Raw genomic sequence first — 15,701 nt, forward strand, 5'->3', positions numbered from 1 at the left:
GGGGCGGGGCCGCAGACGCATGGAGTATCTCAGTCCGGAGGAATGGAGCGCCGTCGCGCTGTCCCTGCGCGTCTCCTTCTGGGCAACACTTGTCAGCCTGCCGCTCGGCGTCCTCGTCGCCATGCTGCTCGCCCGCGGCGACTTTCCCGGCAAGCAGCTGCTCAACGGCATCGTCCATCTGCCGCTGATCCTGCCGCCGGTCGTCACCGGGTATCTTCTGCTTGCCACCTTCGGCCGCCGCGCGCCGGTCGGCAGCTTTCTGTACGACACGTTCGGTCTCGTCTTCGCCTTCCGCTGGACCGGCGCGGCGCTTGCCGCCGGGGTCATGGCCTTCCCGCTGATGGTGCGGGCGATCCGCCTCGCCATCGAGGCGGTCGATCCGAAGCTGGAGCAGGCCGCCGGCACGCTCGGCGCTTCGCGGGCGATGGTCTTCGCCACCGTCACCCTGCCGCTGATCCTGCCCGGCATCATAGCGGGTTCCGTGCTGGCCTTCGCCAAGGCGATGGGCGAGTTCGGCGCCACCATCACCTTCGTCTCCAACATTCCCGGCGAGACCCAGACCCTGCCCTCCGCGATCTATGCCTTCATGCAAGTGCCCGGCGGCGAGGCCTCCGCCGCCCGGCTCGTGTTGGTCTCCATCACCGTGGCGATGGCCGCATTGCTGCTGTCGGAATGGGTGAGCCGGCTCGTCGCCCGCAGGATCCGCGGCGCATGAGCCTGTCCGTCGCCCTCCGCCACGCCTTTTCGGCTTTCGCGCTCGACATCGCCTTCGAGGCGCCGGCCGGCGTCACCGCCCTGTTCGGCCGCTCCGGCTCGGGCAAGACCACGGTGGTCAACGCGCTTGCCGGCCTGATCGCGGTCGATGCCGGCCATGCCAGGGTCGACGGCGACACCCTGTTCGACACGCGCCAAGGCGTCTTCGTGCCGCCGCACCTGCGCCGCATCGGCTATGTCTTCCAGGAGGCGCGGCTCTTCCCGCACATGACCGTGCGCCAGAATCTCGGCTATGGCCGCTGGTTCGCCCGCCGCCACGGGGCGGAGGTCGCCGACACGGGGAGTGTGGTGGAAATGCTCGGCATCGGCGCGCTGCTCGCCCGCCGTCCGGGCACCCTGTCGGGCGGCGAGCGCCAGCGCGTCGCCATCGGCCGGGCGCTTCTGAGCGGTCCGCGCCTCTTGCTGATGGACGAGCCGCTCGCCTCGCTGGACGAGGCGCGCAAGACCGAGATCCTGCCCTATCTGGAACGGCTCAGCCGCGAGACGAAGGTGCCGATCCTCTATGTCAGTCATTCGGTCGCCGAAGTCGCCCGGCTGGCGACGACGGTGGTCGCCATCGACGAGGGACGGGTGGTGCGCGCCGGCACGCCGAGCGAGGTGCTGAGCGATCCGCAGGCCGTGCCGACGCTGGGCATCCGCGATGCCGGCGCGGTCGTCGGTGCGACGGTCACCGCCCATCACGCGGACGGGCTGAGCGAGCTGGCGATTTCCGGCGGGCGGCTGCTGCTGCCGCGTATCGCGGCGGAGCAAGGGGCGCGGGTGCGCGTTCGCATCCACGCCCATGACATCATGCTGTCGCTGACGCCGCAGGAGGGCATCTCGGCGCTGAACCAGCTGCCCGTCGAGATCGTCTCGCTGCGCCGCGGCGAGGGGCCGGGCGTCGTCGTGCAGCTGCGCTGCGGCGGCGACCGGCTGCTCGCCCGCATCACCCGCCGTTCCGCCGAGGCGCTGGGCCTTGCGCCCGGCCTTGCCTGCCACGCCATCCTCAAGTCCGTCGCGGTGGCGCAGGAGGATGTCTGGGTCGAGGGCAAGGACGGGCGCTAGGAAAGGGCCACGCGGGTTACCCGCGCAGCTTCGCCTCTTCGATCAGCCGGTTGACCATGTCCTGGACCATGCCGGCGGCGCGCTCGTTGGTCAGCTCGCCATGCTCGTCGAAGGCCGAGCCGCCATTGGGCACGGTCGCCATGTTCGGGATCACCAGCGCGCCGAGGCCGATTTCCATGATCGTGCGCAGGCCCATCAGGCCGCGCATGCCGCCGAGCGCGCCGGTGGAGGCGGCGCCGAGCGCGAAGACCCGGTTGCGGAAGGCGGCCGCCGGCGGCTCGCCCTCGTCCGACAGGCGCGAGACCCAGTCGAGCGTGTTCTTCAGCAGGGGCGTCACGGCGGTGTTGTATTCCGGCGAGGCGATGAAGACGCCGTTGTGCTGCTGGAACACCGCCTTCAGCTTGCGCGCGTTCTCCGGCACGCCCTTCTCGGCCTCCAGGTCGCCGTCGTAGATCGGCAGCGGATAGTCGGCGAGGGAGATCTGAGTCACCTTGGCATCGGCCATGGCGGCGTATTTGGCGACCAGCGCGGCGAGCTGCGTGTTGTAGGATCCGGTGCGAATCGAACCGGACAGCACGAGAATGCGGACGTCTTTCATCGGTACCCCTTGGCATGTTTCTTGTGATCGGCCCGCGGCGGGCGTAGTGCCCCGCACGCGTGTCATCCTGTCGCCCGAGCATATATGGTTGCAGACGCCGCTGGCCAGTGCGGCCCGGAAAGCGGGAGGGGAGGGATGATGGCACTGAGCCGGGCCGAGTTCGACGAAGCCTGCGCCGCCCTGCCGGCCACGACCCATGTGGAGCAGTGGGGCGGGGCCTCTGTGTGGAAGGTCGGCGGCAAGATCTTCGCGATCTGCTCGTCCTGGGGCGAGGGGGCGCATGACGCCATCGCCTTTAAGTGCTCGGACCTGACCTACCGCATCCTCACCGAGCTGCCGGGCGTGGTGCCGGCGCCCTATCTCGCCCGCGCCTCCTGGGTGCAGGTGCGCTCCGGCGCCGAACTCGATGGCGAGGACATCCGCGCCCATCTCGCTGAAGCGCACCGGCTGGTCGCCGCGAAACTGACCCGCGCCCTGCGCCGGGACCTGGGACTGGAGTGAGGTCTACCCCGGCAGCACCTGCGAGTGCTTGACCGTGCCGAAGGCGAAGCTCGATTCCAGCGAGGCGATGCAGGGGATCTTGTGGATCCGCCGGCGCATGAAGCTCTCGTAGTCGGCGAGCGAGGCGACCACCACCTTGAGCAGGTAGTCGCGGTCGCCGGCCAGCAGGTAGCAATCCATGATCTCCTCGATGCCGGCCACCGCTTGCTCGAAGGTCGCCACCGTTTCCTGGGTGTGGGGCGTCAGCTTCACCTGCAGGAACACGGTGACGGGAAGCCCGTAGGCCTGCGGGTCGACCACCGCCGCATAGCCGGAAATGATGCCGGCCTTTTCCAGGTTGCGCACCCGCCGCAGGCAGGGCGAGGGCGACAGGCCCACCCTTTCCGAAAGCTGCTGGTTGGTCAGACGCCCGTCCTTCTGCAACTCTCGCAGGATGCGGCGGTCGATATCGTCCATTTATCGGCTCCATGTTGGCAGGATCTGCCAATCTGAGGGAGTTTCGAGGCAAACTACGCCAGAAACCGCCTTTCGCGAAACCCTAGACTGCCCTCAGCCGTTCGGGAGAGACGAGGGGGCGATGCCGCCCGCGCTCTCGCCGCCCGCCACCCGGTAGAGGAGCCTTCGCCATGACCCGCAGCAACCTTCCGCTCGGCTTTGCCACCCGCGCCATCCATCACGGCTACGATCCGCTCGCCAACGAGGGCGCGCTGACGCCGCCGGTGCATCTGACCTCGACCTTCGCCTTCGAGACCGCGGAAGCGGGCGGCGAGATGTTCGCCGGCGAGCGGGCGGGCCATGTCTACAGCCGCATCTCCAACCCGACGCTGGCGCTGCTGGAAGAGCGCATGGCGGTGCTGGAAGGCGGCGAGGCGGCCATCGCCTTCGGCTCCGGCATGGGCGCGATCACCGCGGTGATGTGGACCCTGCTGTCGCCGGGCGACGAGATCCTGGTCGACAAGACGCTTTACGGCTGCACCTTCGCCTTCTTCCGCCACGGGCTGGCGAAGTTCGGCGTGACCGTCACCCATGTGGACATGCGCGATCCGGAAAACGTCGCGGCTGCGATCTCGCCGCGCACCCGCATCGTCTATTTCGAGACGCCGGCCAATCCGAACATGCGCCTCGTCGACATCGCCGCCGTTTCGCGGATCGCCCGCACGGCCGGCGCCCGCACCGTGGTCGACAACACCTATGCAACGCCGGTGCTGACCCGGCCGCTGGAGCTGGGCGCCGACATCGTCGTTCATTCGGCCACCAAGTATCTCGGCGGCCATGGCGACCTGATCGCCGGCATGGCCGTCGGTTCGACTGAGGACATGCACCAGGTGCGGCTCGTCGGGTTGAAGGACATGACCGGGGCGGTGATGGCGCCGCTGACCGCGCATCTGATCATGCGCGGGCTGAAGACGCTGGAGCTGCGGATGGAGCGTCACTGCGCCAGCGCGCAGGCCGCCGCGCAGCTGCTGGAGGACCACCCGGCGGTGGCCGCCGTCCACTATCCGGGCCTGGCGAGCTTTGCCCAGCATGCGCTGGCCGCGCGCCAGATGCCGGGCTTCGGCGGCATGATCGCCTTCGAACTGGTCGGCGGCATGCGCGCCGGCATCGAGTTCCTGGATGCGCTTAGCCTCGCCCGCCGCGCCGTGAGCCTGGGCGACGCGGAAACGCTGGTCCAGCACCCGGCGAGCATGACGCACTCGACCTACACGCCGCAGGAACGGCAGGAACACGGCATTTCCGACGGGCTGATCCGGCTGTCGGTCGGGCTGGAGACGCCGCAGGACATTCTCGCCGACCTTGCCCAGGCGCTCGACAAGGTCTGGCGCGTGGCTGCCTGATCGGGCGAGTCCGACAGGCGAAGCTCCGGCAGGCCGGGCAATTTTTGCATCGGTTTTGGCCTGTCGGAGATCGATTTCGGAAAGATTTTGGCGCAGAAAAGAAAAAAAGCGAACAAAATTCGCCTGATGCTGCCCTTATGTTGGGCGTACTCCGCGGTACGCAAGCGCAAAGGCAAGGCAGTGATGGACAGCACCCGCAAGGCCGAATTGAAGGCCATCGAGAAGAAACTCCTGTGGCTCGCCTGCTGGACGATCCACAACGCCAACCATCTGAGGGAAAAGGGCGACGGCATGAAGGTCGGCGGCCACCAGGCCTCCTGCGCCTCGATGGTGTCGATCATGACCGCGCTCTATTTCGACTGCCTGCGCCCGCAGGACCGGGTGGCGGTGAAGCCGCATGCCTCGCCCGTCTTCCATGCCATGCAGTATCTGGCCGGCAACCAGACGCGCGAGAAGCTGGAAGCGTTCCGCGCCTATGGCGGCGCGCAGTCCTATCCCAGCCGCACCAAGGACATCGACGACGTCGATTTCTCCACCGGCTCGGTCGGCCTCGGCGTCGCGATCACCGCCTTCTCCTCGATGGTGCAGGATTACCTTGCCGCCAAGCCATGGGCCGCGAAGCGCCCCGAGGGGCGGATGATCGCGCTGGTCGGCGATGCCGAGCTCGATGAGGGCAATATCTACGAGGCGCTGCAGGAGGGCTGGAAGCACGGCCTGCGCAACACCTGGTGGATCATCGACTACAACCGCCAGAGCCTCGACGGCGTCGTGCGCGAGGGGCTGGCCGGGCGGATCGAAGCGATCTTCGGCGCCTTCGGCTGGGATGTGGTGCGGCTGAAATACGGCGCGCTGCAGAAGGCGGCCTTCGCCGAGCCGGGCGGCGAGGCCCTGCGCAGCTGGATCGACGGCTGCCCGAACGCGCTCTACTCGGCGCTGGCCTTCCAGGGTGGCGCTGCCTGGCGCAAGCGCCTGCTCGACGATATCGGCGACCAGGGCGATGCAACGGCGTTGATCGAGCGGCGGAGCGATGCCGAGCTGCAGGAGCTGATGACCAATCTCGGCGGCCATTGCCTGGAGACGCTGGGCGAGACCTTTGCCGAGCAGGCGCGCCACGACCGCCCGACCGCCTTCGTCGCCTATACGATCAAGGGCTGGAACACCCCGCTCGCCGGTCACAAGGACAACCATGCCGGCCTGATGACGCCGGGCCAGATGGAAGAGTTCCGCGCCGCCATGAAGGTGCGCGAGGGGCACGAATGGGACTACGCCGAGGGCCTCGACATCGACGAGGCGGCGCTGCGCGAGGCGGTGCTTTCGACGCCGTTCTTCGCCGCCGGCCGCAGACGTCACCATGCCGAGCCGGTGGCGACCACCGGGCCGGTCGCGCTCGACGACAAGGTGCTGTCGACCCAGGCCGGCTTCGGCAAAATCCTCGACCAGATCGCCCGCTCGGATTCGAAACTTGCCGAGCGCATCGTCACGACCTCGCCGGACGTGACCGTCTCCACCAATCTAGGCCCCTGGGTGAACCGGCGCGGCCTGTTCGCCCGCGACGCGGTGGCCGACACGTTCCGCGACGAGCGGATCCCCTCGGCGCAGAAGTGGGCCTTCTCGCCGGAGGGCCAGCATATCGAGCTGGGCATCGCCGAGATGAACCTGTTCCTGCTGCTGGGTGCGGCCGGCCTGTCGCACTCGCTGTTCGGCGAGCGGCTGATTCCGGTCGGCACGCTCTACGATCCGTTCATCTCGCGCGGTCTCGATGCGCTGAACTATGCCTGCTACCAGGATGCCCGCTTCCTGCTGGTGGCGACGCCCTCGGGCGTGACGCTGGCGCCGGAAGGCGGCGCGCACCAGTCGGTGGCGACGCCGCTGATCGGCATGAGCCAGGACGGGCTCGCCTCGTTCGAGCCGGCCTGGCTGGACGAGCTGTCGACCATCATGGACTGGAGCTTCGACTACCTGCAGCGCGACGGCGAGGGCGATCCGGACGAGCGCACCTGGCTGCGCGACGAGACCGGCGGCTCGGTCTATCTGCGCCTGTCGACGAGGGCGCTGGAGCAGCCGATGCGCCGCGAGGACGAGGCGTTCCGCCGCGGCGTCATCGACGGCGCCTACTGGCTGCGCGAGCCCGGCCCCAATTGCGAGGTGGTGATCGCCTATCAGGGTGCGGTCGGCCCGGAGGCCATCGAGGCGGCAGGCCGCATCGGCGGCGACCGCCGTGACATCGGCGTGCTGGCGGTGACCTCCGCCGACCGGCTGAACGCCGGCTGGCACGCGGCGATGCGCATGCGCAAGCGCGGCCATCGCGGCGCCATGAGCCATATCGAGCGGCTGCTGTCGCCGCTGCCGGCCCATTGCACGATGATCACGGTGATCGACGGCCATCCGGCGACGCTCGCCTGGCTCGGCTCGGTCTGCGGCCACCGCACGGCGGCGCTGGGCGTCGAGCATTTCGGCCAGACCGGCACCGTCGCCGACCTCTACCACCACTTCGGCATCGATGCGGATGCCATCGTCGCGGCGGCCTCGGAACTGGCGCCGGGACGCCCGGTGCGGCTGGTCAATCCGCTCTGAGGCGGGCGCGCCGAGCGCACCGACTTTCCTGTTGCCTGCAAGGCGCCTGTAGCGGGCGGGGGATTTGCATTCCCCGCCCGCCTGCTTACATAGGCAGACCGGAGGGGCGCTCCGGGGCCGGTCCGGCAGGTCCGGCCTTTCGTGCCCCGCTCCCCCGAACGACCTGGCAGGAGACGACAGCGCATGCAGGCACAGCACGATCCCACGGGCTGGCACGGCACCACCATCCTCAGCGTCCGCAAGGGCGGCAAGGTGGTCATCGCCGGCGACGGGCAGGTCTCCCTCGGCCAGACCGTGATCAAGCACACGGCGCGTAAGGTGCGCCCGCTGGCCAAGGGCGAGGTGATTGCCGGCTTCGCCGGCGCCACCGCCGACGCCTTCACCCTGTTCGAGCGGCTGGAAGCCAAGTTGGAGCAGTATCCGGGACAGCTGATGCGCGCCTGCGTGGAGCTGGCCAAGGACTGGCGGACCGACCGCTACCTGCGCCGTCTAGAGGCGATGATGCTGGTGGCCGACAAGTCGGTGTCGCTGGTGCTGACCGGTACCGGCGACGTGCTGGAGCCGGAAGGCGGCGTCATGGGCATCGGCTCGGGCGGCAACTACGCGCTGGCAGCCGCCCGCGCGCTGGCCGACTCGGACCTCGATGCCGAGACCATCGCTCGCCGGGCCATGGCGATCGCCGCCGACATCTGCGTCTACACCAACGGCAACCTCACCATCGAGACGCTGGATGCCGATTGACCCGCAGCGCATCGGTTTCCGGCCGGTCACGGCTGCCGATCTGCCGCTGCTGGCGCGGTGGCTGGAGACCCCGCATTGGCGCCGGTGGTGGGGCGAGCCGGAAACCGAGCTCGGCTATATCCGCGAGATGGTGGAGGGACGGGACACGACCGAGCCCTGGCTGTTCACCCTGGACGGCCGCGAGGCGGGCTATATCCAGGTCTGGTATGTGAGCGACAACCGGACGCCGGAGATCGCCGCCGAGGCTCCCTGGGTCGCCGAACTTCCGGCCGATGCGGTCGGTGTCGACCTGTCCATCGGCGAGGAGGCGGATCTGTCCCGCGGCATCGGCACGGCGGCGCTGACGGCCTTCGTCGCGCAGCTTCGCGCGCGGGGACACCAGCGGATCGTCATCGACCCGGACGCGGACAACCGCCGCGCCTGCCGCGCCTACGAAAAGGCGGGCTTCCGGCCGCTCGCGCATCTTGCCGGCCGCACGGGCGAGGCGCTGATCATGGAACATGTCGAAAGCACCCAGGAGGTCCGTCCGTGACCGCCCGGTCCGGCCTCCGACTGAGCTTCATCGAGAGAAAGACACGGCTATGACCACTTTGTCCCCACGCGAGATCGTCTCCGAGCTGGACCGCTACATCGTCGGCCAGAAGGACGCCAAGCGCGCCGTCGCCATCGCCCTGCGCAACCGCTGGCGCCGCCAGCAGCTGGACGACAGCCTCCGCGAGGAGGTGATGCCGAAGAACATCCTGATGATCGGCCCGACCGGCGTCGGCAAGACGGAGATCTCCCGCCGGCTGGCCAAGCTGGCCAACGCGCCCTTCGTCAAGGTCGAGGCGACCAAGTTCACGGAAGTGGGCTATGTCGGCCGCGACGTGGAGCAGATCGTCCGCGACCTGGTCGAGGCCGGCATCGCCCTGGTGCGCGCCGCCAAGCGCAAGGCGGTCGAGGCCAAGGCCCATCTGCAGGCCGAGGAGCGGGTGCTGGAGGCGCTGGTCGGCAAGGGCGCGAGCCCGGCCACCCGGGACAGCTTCCGCAAGAAGCTGCGCGACGGCGAGCTGGACGACAAGGAAATCGAGATCCAGGTGCGGGCCGCCCCGCAGATGCCGAGCTTCGAGATGCCCGGCATGCCCGGCGCCAGCGTCGGCGTGATGAACCTGTCCGACATGCTCGGCAAGGCGTTCGGCGGTCAGACCAAGCCGCGCCGCGTCTCCGTGCGCGACAGCTATCAGATCCTGCTGGAGCAGGAGGCCGATGCGCTGCTCGACGAGGACAAGGTGGTCGAGGAAGCCATTCACCTGGTGGAGAATGCCGGCATCGTCTTCCTCGACGAGATCGACAAGATCTGCGCGCGCGGCGAGCGCATGGGCGGCGACGTCTCACGCGAGGGCGTGCAGCGCGACCTGCTGCCGTTGATCGAGGGCACGGTCGTCGCCACCAAGCACGGGCCGGTCAAGACCGACCACATCCTGTTCATCGCCTCCGGCGCCTTCCACGTCGCCAAGCCGTCGGACCTGCTGCCGGAACTGCAGGGCCGCCTGCCGATCCGCGTCGAGCTGAAAGCGCTGACCAAGGACGATTTCCGCGCGATCCTGACCGACACGGAAGTGAGCCTGATCAAGCAGTATGTCGCCCTGCTGGCGACGGAAGAGGTGGAGCTGACTTTCACCGACGACGCGATCGAGGAAATCGCCTCCATCGCCGTCGACCTCAACTCCACCATCGAGAACATCGGAGCACGCCGGCTGCAGACGGTGATGGAACGCATCCTCGACGAGGTGTCCTTCGTTGCGCCCGACATGGCCGAGCGCAACGTGACCATCGACGCGGCCTATGTGCGCGAGAATATCGGCGAACTCGCCAAGAACGTCGACCTGTCGAGGTTCATCCTGTGATCCGCGTCAAGGTTTTTCCCGCGACCGCTTGGCGCTTGCCGCGCTGCGGCGGCAATGGCAGCATGCGCCCATGGTAGCGATCCGCAAGAGTTTCGAGGAAGGCCACAGGCGCAAGTTTCTCGTCGTCGTCGACGAGACGGCCGAGTGCGACCGGGCCATCGTCTATGCCGCCAAGCGCGCGGAGCGCACCGGCGGCGTCGCCACGCTGCTCTATGTGATCGCACCCGGCGATTTCCAGCACTGGATCGGCGTGGAGGACATCATGCGCGCCGAGGCCCGCGAGGAGGCGGATGCCTGCCTTGCCCGTGCGGCCGACCGGGTGCGCGCCGTGGCCCGCACCACCCCGGAACTGGTGGTGCGTGAGGGCAACCGCTCGGATGAAATCCTGCAGCTGATCGAAGAGGATGCGGACATCGCCATCCTGGTGCTGGCGGCCGGCAGCGGCACGGAAGGGCCGGGCCCGCTCGTCACCGCCATCGCCGGCAAGGGGGCGGGCAGTTTTCCCATTCCGGTGACCATCGTGCCGGGAACGCTGGACGACGAATCGATCGCGGCGCTCGCCTGAGCGCAACAAAAGCAAAGACTGGAACCATTCCAATCTGGAAACGCGATCCCCTTCGCTGTATATTAGGGTCAAGACCGCAGCTGATGCAGGCCATGGTGGCTCTTGCGACGCGACGCGAGACCGTATGCAAGACCTGCGACCGCATGCTCCTGCAAGGGCCGGGCCGGCAGGTACAGGCCTGCGAGGGCGCGGCCCTGGGCCACGCCCCCTAACAAGGAAGACCGACATGTTCATTCAGACAGAGGCGACGCCGAACCCGGCGACCCTCAAGTTCCTCCCCGGCCGGATCGTCCTGCCGGAAGGCACCATGGACTTCCGCAAGAGCGAGGATGCCGGCACGTCTCCGCTGGCGCAGACCCTGTTCCAGGTGGATGGTGTGGAAGGCATCTTCTTCGGCCACGATTTCATCTCGGTGACCAAGGGCGATGTCGACTGGCAGCACATCAAGCCGGCGATCCTCGGTGCCATCATGGAGCACTTCATGTCCGGTGCGCCGGTCGTGGCCAGCGAGATGTCCGAGGAAAGCGACGAGGAGTTCTTCGAGGAGGGCGACGAGGAAACCGTCGGCACCATCAAGGAACTGATCGAGACGCGCGTGCGCCCGGCCGTGGCGCAGGACGGCGGCGACATCACCTTCCGCGGTTTCCGCGACGGGATCGTCTACCTGTCGATGCGCGGCGCCTGCTCGGGCTGCCCGTCCTCGACCGCGACGCTGAAGCACGGCATCCAGAACCTGCTCCGGCATTTCGTGCCGGAAGTCGAGGAAGTGCGCGCGATCTGAGAACCAAGGCGTGACTTGACGGGCGGTCCGGCTGCCGAAGCGGCCGGGCCGCCCTCGCGTTTTCCGGCATCGCTGCCGGCGCCGGTGCGGACCCGACGGTCCATCGTCTTAGCCTTTGGTTCTGTCGACTTCTTCCGTCGTCAACGGTTTAGTGATCTCATGAGACTGCTTGCCATCGATACCGCGCTCGACGCCTGTTCGGTCGCCGTCCATGACGGCAGCGGCGAGGTGCTGCGCCTGACCACGGCCAGCGAGGTGCTGGGGCGCGGGCATGCCGAGCGGCTGATGGGGATGATCGGTGAGGTGATGGCCGAGGCGAGCCTGCCCTTCGCTGCGCTCGACCGGATCGCGGTCACCGTCGGCCCCGGCTCCTTCACCGGCCTCAGGGTCGGCCTGTCCGCCGCCCGCGGCATCGCTCTCGTGGTCGGCGCGCCGGCGGTCGGCATCGGCACCCTGGAAGCGCTTGCCGCCAGCGTGTCGGTCGGAGAGCCGGTCCATGCGGTGCTGGCTGCCAAGGGCGGCGAGATCTACGCACAGGGATTCGCCGCCGACGGGACGCCGCTCGAGGCGCCGCAGGCCGTTGACGCCGCCACCTATGGCGCAGCCTTGCCTCCGGGCGCCGCGCTCTATGGCAGCGGCGCGGCCAAGCTGGTGGCGGCGAGCGGACGCGAGGACCTCAGGATCCTCGGAGAGGCCGGTTGGCCGGACATTGCCGCCGTGGCGCGGCTCGGCACCGCCGCCGAGGTCGGCAGCCATCCGCCCGAGCCGCTTTACCTGCGCCCGCCCGATGCGGCGCCCGCGCGGCGCGACATACGGTTGCTGGCATGAATTCCTGGTGGTTCCTGCCCTCGCCGCCGGTGGTCGAGGAGGCAGCGCCCTCCGACCATGCGGTGCTGGCCGAGATCCACGAGCGCTCCTTCCCCAGCGGCTGGAGCGAGGACGACCTTTCCGCGCTCGCCCGCCAGCCGGGCGTCACCATCCTGCAGGCCCGTCGTTCCAGCCTGTTCGGCAGCCGTTCCATCCTCGGTTTCGTCATCCTGCGCGTTGCCGCCGACGAGGCGGAGGTGCTGACGATTGCCGTGGATCCGCGCCAGCGCCAGCGCGGCGTCGGGGCGCTGCTGATGCGCCATGCCCTCTCCCGGCTTTATGCCGACCGGGTGGCGTCGCTGTTTCTCGAGGTCGATGCGGCCAACGCTCCGGCGCTGGCGCTTTACCGCCGCCTCGGCTTCCGTAAGGTGGGCGAACGGCGCGGCTATTATCGCGACAGCGCGGGCGACGGCGGTGCGCTTGTCATGCGGGTCGATCTGGCGTAATCGGCTTGGCGGTATCGCGACGGCCTAAAAGCCGGCCGGCGTACCGGTCGACGGGCGCGAGCCGAGGGCGCGAGGAGGAGAGGCGAGATGACCGATTCCGGCAGCCGCAAGGGCGCCGAGACCGCGGCCGAGCAGCCGGCTGTCTCGCTGGAGGAGCAGTGCGTTGCCAAGGGCATGCGCATGACCGAGCAGCGGCGCATCATCGCGCGCGTCATCGAGGGCGCCAGCGACCACCCGGACGTCGAGGAGCTCTACCGCCGCGCCGTCGAGAACGACCCGCGCATCTCCATTTCCACCGTTTATCGTACGGTGAAGCTGTTCGAGGATGCAGGCATCATCGAGCGCCACGATTTCCGCGACGGGCGTGCCCGTTACGAGACCGTGCCGGAAGAGCATCACGACCACCTGATCGACCTGAAGAGCGGCAACGTCATCGAGTTCCGCAACGAGGAGATCGAGCGGCTGCAGGAAGCCATCGCCCGCAAGCTCGGCTACCGGCTGGTCGATCACCGGCTGGAGCTCTACGGCGTGCCCTTGTCGCCGAAGGATCGGGACTGACCCGATGATGCGCCTGCGCGCCGCGACCGTCCTGGCGACCTTGACGGTGGTGACGCTGCCGCTGATCCCGGTGCAATGGCTGGCACTGCGCCTCAAAGGCGGGCTGAAGCGCTCCCTGCCCGTCGTCTGGCACCGCATCGCCTGCCGCACCGTCGGCATCCGCGTGCGCGAGATCGGCCGGCCGGCGCGCGAGCGCCCGCTGCTGATCGTCGCCAACCACGTTTCCTGGCTCGATATCACCGTGCTCGGCAGCCGTATGCCGCTGTCCTTCGTCGCCAAGACCGAGGTCGCGTCCTGGCCGGTCTTCGGGCTTTTCGCGAAGCTGCAGCGCTCCGTCTTCGTCGACCGGCAGCGGCGCAGCGCGACCGGGCGCACCGCCGAGGAACTGGGCACCCGCCTTGCCTCGGGCGATGCCATGGTGCTGTTCGCCGAAGGCACGTCGAACAGCGGCAACGAGGTGCTGCCGTTCCGCTCCGCGCTGATCGGGGCGGCGCGCCACGCGCTGGCCGGCGAGGACGGGGAGATGTGGATCCAGCCGCTGGCGCTCGCCTATACCCACCTGCACGGGTTGCCGATGGGGCGCCAGTTCCGCCCGCATGTCGCCTGGTACGGCGACATGGAGATGGTGCCGCATTTCATGAATGTGGTTCGCCAGGGGGCGGTCGATGTGGCCGTGGTCTGGGGCAAACCGATCCGGGTGCGGCCGGACATGGACCGCAAGACGCTGACGCGGCTGCTGGAGGACGAGGTGCGCCGCCTCGCCGGCAATGTCCGCGCCGGCCATCCTCCGGCCGGACCGGACTTGCCGCCCGCCGCCCTGCCGGCCCCTGCGGATGAGCCCGCTATTCTCAACGCGGCCGAAAACGGCTAAAGCAGGCACGATCGGCGAGCGGCCGGGCGCGCGAAGGCGTGCCGCCGTCATCGCAACCTTGACACAATCCGCCGGCAAGACCTCAGCCATTGGCTGCCGGACGGCATGCGGCGCGGCAGATCCCGCGCGGAGACAGGATGAGCGAAGAGATCACCACTATCCCGGCAGGGGATGGCATCGTCAGCGATCCGGCGACCGGCCTTGCCGCCGGCACGGCGCCTGCGCGCCGGGTCTTCGTCAAGACCTATGGCTGCCAGATGAACGTCTACGACAGCGAGCGGATGACCGACGCGCTGGTGCCGCAGGGCTACAGCGCCACCGAGACGCTTGAGGATGCCGACCTGATCATCCTCAACACCTGCCATATCCGCGAAAAGGCGGCAGAGAAGGTCTATTCGGAGCTCGGCCGGTTGCGCAAGCTGAAGGCCGAGCGCGCCGAACAGGGACGCGAGACGATGATCGGCGTCGCCGGCTGCGTCGCCCAGGCCGAGGGCGAGGAGATCGCCCGCCGCGCTCCCGTCGTCGATCTGGTCTTCGGCCCGCAGACCTATCACCGGCTGCCGGAACTGGTCAGCCGCGCGGCGGCCGGCGAGAGCGTCGTCGAGACCGAGTTCGAGATCGAGGAAAAGTTCCGCCATCTGTCGAAGCCGCAGGCCGCGGCCAAGGCGCAGTCAAGCGGCCGTCCGCGCAGCTACACCGCCTTTTTGACCGTGCAGGAGGGCTGCGACAAGTTCTGCACCTTCTGCGTGGTGCCCTATACGCGCGGTGCCGAGGTGTCGCGCGACGTGGCGCAGATCGTCGCCGAGGCCGAACGGCTGGCCGCGCGCGGCATCCGCGAGCTCACGCTGCTCGGCCAGAACGTCAACGCCTGGCACGGCGCCGGGCCGGAGGGCGGCGCCTGGGGGCTCGGCCAGCTGCTGGAGCGGCTGGCGCGCATCGACGGGATCGACCGGCTGCGCTACACGACCAGCCACCCGCGCGACATGGACGATGCGCTGATCGCCGCCCATCGCGACCTGCCGCAGGTAATGCCCTACCTGCACCTGCCGGTGCAGTCGGGCTCGGACCGCATTCTCAAGGCGATGAACCGCAAGCACACGCGGGACGACTATTTCCGCCTGATCGACCGCATCCGTGCGGCTCAGCCGGACCTTGCCCTGTCCTGCGATTTCATCGTCGGCTTCCCGGGCGAGACGGATGCCGATTTCCGCGACACGATGGACCTCATCGAGCAGGTGGGCTTCGCCTCGGCCTTCTCCTTCAAGTACAGCCCCCGCCCCGGCACGCCGGGCGCGACCATGGCGGATCATGTGCCCGAAGCGGTGATGAACGCCCGGCTGCTGGAACTGCAGGATCTGGTGGCGCGGCAGCAGAAGGCCTTCAACGAGAGCCTTGTCGGGCGCACCTGCGAGGTGCTGGTCGAAAAGCATGGCCGCAACCCCGGCCAGCTCAACGGCCGTTCGCCCTGGCTGCAGCCGGTGCAGTTCGATGCGGATGAAAGCCTGATCGGCGAGATCGTGCCGGTGGAAATCGTCGGAACCGGCGCGAATTCCCTGTTCGCGCGCCTCGCGCCGGGGCACAATATCGGCAAGGCTAAGCCCTTGCGGGCCCAGGCGTGAGGCCCGCCCAAGGGGTTTCAGGAGGCATGATGCCAGGAGAC

At 68.7% G+C, this 15,701-nt stretch carries 17 protein-coding genes; 15 read left to right on the forward strand and 2 right to left on the reverse strand.

Annotated features, from left to right (window positions below; genetic code table 11):
• Positions 1-19: 19 nt before the first annotated feature.
• Both modB and modC read left to right on the forward strand, forming a co-directional pair.
• Complete coding sequence (gene modB / locus MNI96_RS09510) at positions 20-715, forward strand: molybdate ABC transporter permease subunit (RefSeq protein WP_249692502.1); 696 nt, start codon at positions 20-22, stop codon at positions 713-715.
• Positions 712-1,818 carry a molybdenum ABC transporter ATP-binding protein gene (gene modC / locus MNI96_RS09515; protein WP_249692504.1) on the forward strand — a complete coding sequence of 369 codons (1,107 nt, stop codon included), beginning with the start codon at positions 712-714 and terminating at the stop codon, positions 1,816-1,818. The genes modB and modC overlap by 4 nt, the downstream gene beginning before the upstream one ends.
• 16 nt (positions 1,819-1,834) lie before the next feature.
• On the opposite strand, the gene MNI96_RS09520 is transcribed toward modC, so the two are convergent.
• Positions 1,835-2,416, reverse strand: a complete 582-nt coding sequence (locus MNI96_RS09520) for an NADPH-dependent FMN reductase (protein ID WP_249692506.1) — start codon at positions 2,414-2,416, stop codon at positions 1,835-1,837.
• A gap of 135 nt (positions 2,417-2,551) precedes the next feature.
• Between MNI96_RS09520 and MNI96_RS09525 the strand changes: the two genes are divergently transcribed.
• Entirely contained in the window at positions 2,552-2,917 is a 366-nt protein-coding gene (locus MNI96_RS09525; protein ID WP_349629144.1) for an MmcQ/YjbR family DNA-binding protein, read from the forward strand.
• Between the two features lie 3 nt (positions 2,918-2,920).
• Here MNI96_RS09525 and MNI96_RS09530 read toward each other — a convergent pair whose 3' ends face one another.
• Complete coding sequence (locus MNI96_RS09530; RefSeq protein ID WP_249692508.1) at positions 2,921-3,373, reverse strand: Lrp/AsnC family transcriptional regulator; 453 nt, start codon at positions 3,371-3,373, stop codon at positions 2,921-2,923.
• 170 nt (positions 3,374-3,543) lie between these two features.
• Between MNI96_RS09530 and MNI96_RS09535 the strand changes: the two genes are divergently transcribed.
• The 12 genes from MNI96_RS09535 to miaB all read left to right on the forward strand — a co-directional run bounded on the left by MNI96_RS09535 (position 3,544) and on the right by miaB (position 15,660).
• On the forward strand, positions 3,544-4,752 hold the full coding sequence (locus MNI96_RS09535; protein WP_249692510.1) for a methionine gamma-lyase: 1,209 nt from the start codon (positions 3,544-3,546) through the stop codon (positions 4,750-4,752).
• 183 nt (positions 4,753-4,935) lie between these two features.
• Positions 4,936-7,326: a thiamine pyrophosphate-binding protein gene (locus MNI96_RS09540; protein ID WP_249692512.1), complete on the forward strand. Its 2,391-nt coding sequence runs from the start codon at positions 4,936-4,938 to the stop codon at positions 7,324-7,326.
• Between the two features lie 183 nt (positions 7,327-7,509).
• Entirely contained in the window at positions 7,510-8,067 is a 558-nt protein-coding gene (hslV, locus tag MNI96_RS09545) for an ATP-dependent protease subunit HslV (RefSeq protein WP_249692514.1), read from the forward strand.
• The gene (locus MNI96_RS09550; protein WP_249692516.1) at positions 8,057-8,599 is read left to right on the forward strand and encodes a GNAT family N-acetyltransferase; all 543 of its coding nucleotides are present in this window, start codon (positions 8,057-8,059) and stop codon (positions 8,597-8,599) included. Before hslV ends, MNI96_RS09550 begins: the two co-directional genes overlap by 11 nt.
• A gap of 49 nt (positions 8,600-8,648) precedes the next feature.
• Positions 8,649-9,953: an ATP-dependent protease ATPase subunit HslU gene (gene hslU, locus MNI96_RS09555; RefSeq protein ID WP_249692518.1), complete on the forward strand. Its 1,305-nt coding sequence runs from the start codon at positions 8,649-8,651 to the stop codon at positions 9,951-9,953.
• 70 nt (positions 9,954-10,023) lie between these two features.
• Entirely contained in the window at positions 10,024-10,518 is a 495-nt protein-coding gene (locus MNI96_RS09560) for a universal stress protein (RefSeq protein ID WP_158194575.1), read from the forward strand.
• A 226-nt stretch (positions 10,519-10,744) separates the two neighbouring features.
• Positions 10,745-11,299 carry a NifU family protein gene (locus tag MNI96_RS09565; protein WP_249692520.1) on the forward strand — a complete coding sequence of 185 codons (555 nt, stop codon included), beginning with the start codon at positions 10,745-10,747 and terminating at the stop codon, positions 11,297-11,299.
• A 159-nt stretch (positions 11,300-11,458) separates the two neighbouring features.
• Positions 11,459-12,127 (forward strand): tRNA (adenosine(37)-N6)-threonylcarbamoyltransferase complex dimerization subunit type 1 TsaB, encoded by a 669-nt coding sequence (gene tsaB / locus MNI96_RS09570; RefSeq protein ID WP_249692522.1) that lies wholly within the window; start codon positions 11,459-11,461, stop codon positions 12,125-12,127.
• Entirely contained in the window at positions 12,124-12,612 is a 489-nt protein-coding gene (rimI, locus tag MNI96_RS09575) for a ribosomal protein S18-alanine N-acetyltransferase (protein ID WP_249692524.1), read from the forward strand. The genes tsaB and rimI overlap by 4 nt, the downstream gene beginning before the upstream one ends.
• Positions 12,613-12,699: 87 nt before the next feature.
• Positions 12,700-13,170 carry a Fur family transcriptional regulator gene (locus tag MNI96_RS09580; RefSeq protein WP_249692526.1) on the forward strand — a complete coding sequence of 157 codons (471 nt, stop codon included), beginning with the start codon at positions 12,700-12,702 and terminating at the stop codon, positions 13,168-13,170.
• 4 nt (positions 13,171-13,174) lie between these two features.
• Positions 13,175-14,041 (forward strand): lyso-ornithine lipid O-acyltransferase, encoded by an 867-nt coding sequence (gene olsA, locus MNI96_RS09585; RefSeq protein WP_249692528.1) that lies wholly within the window; start codon positions 13,175-13,177, stop codon positions 14,039-14,041.
• A 137-nt stretch (positions 14,042-14,178) separates the two neighbouring features.
• The gene (gene miaB / locus MNI96_RS09590; RefSeq protein WP_249692530.1) at positions 14,179-15,660 is read left to right on the forward strand and encodes a tRNA (N6-isopentenyl adenosine(37)-C2)-methylthiotransferase MiaB; all 1,482 of its coding nucleotides are present in this window, start codon (positions 14,179-14,181) and stop codon (positions 15,658-15,660) included.
• The last annotated feature ends 41 nt before the right edge of the window (positions 15,661-15,701 follow it).

It is taken from the genome of Stappia sp. WLB 29, from assembly GCF_023507705.1.
Lineage (GTDB): Bacteria > Pseudomonadota > Alphaproteobacteria > Rhizobiales > Stappiaceae > Stappia.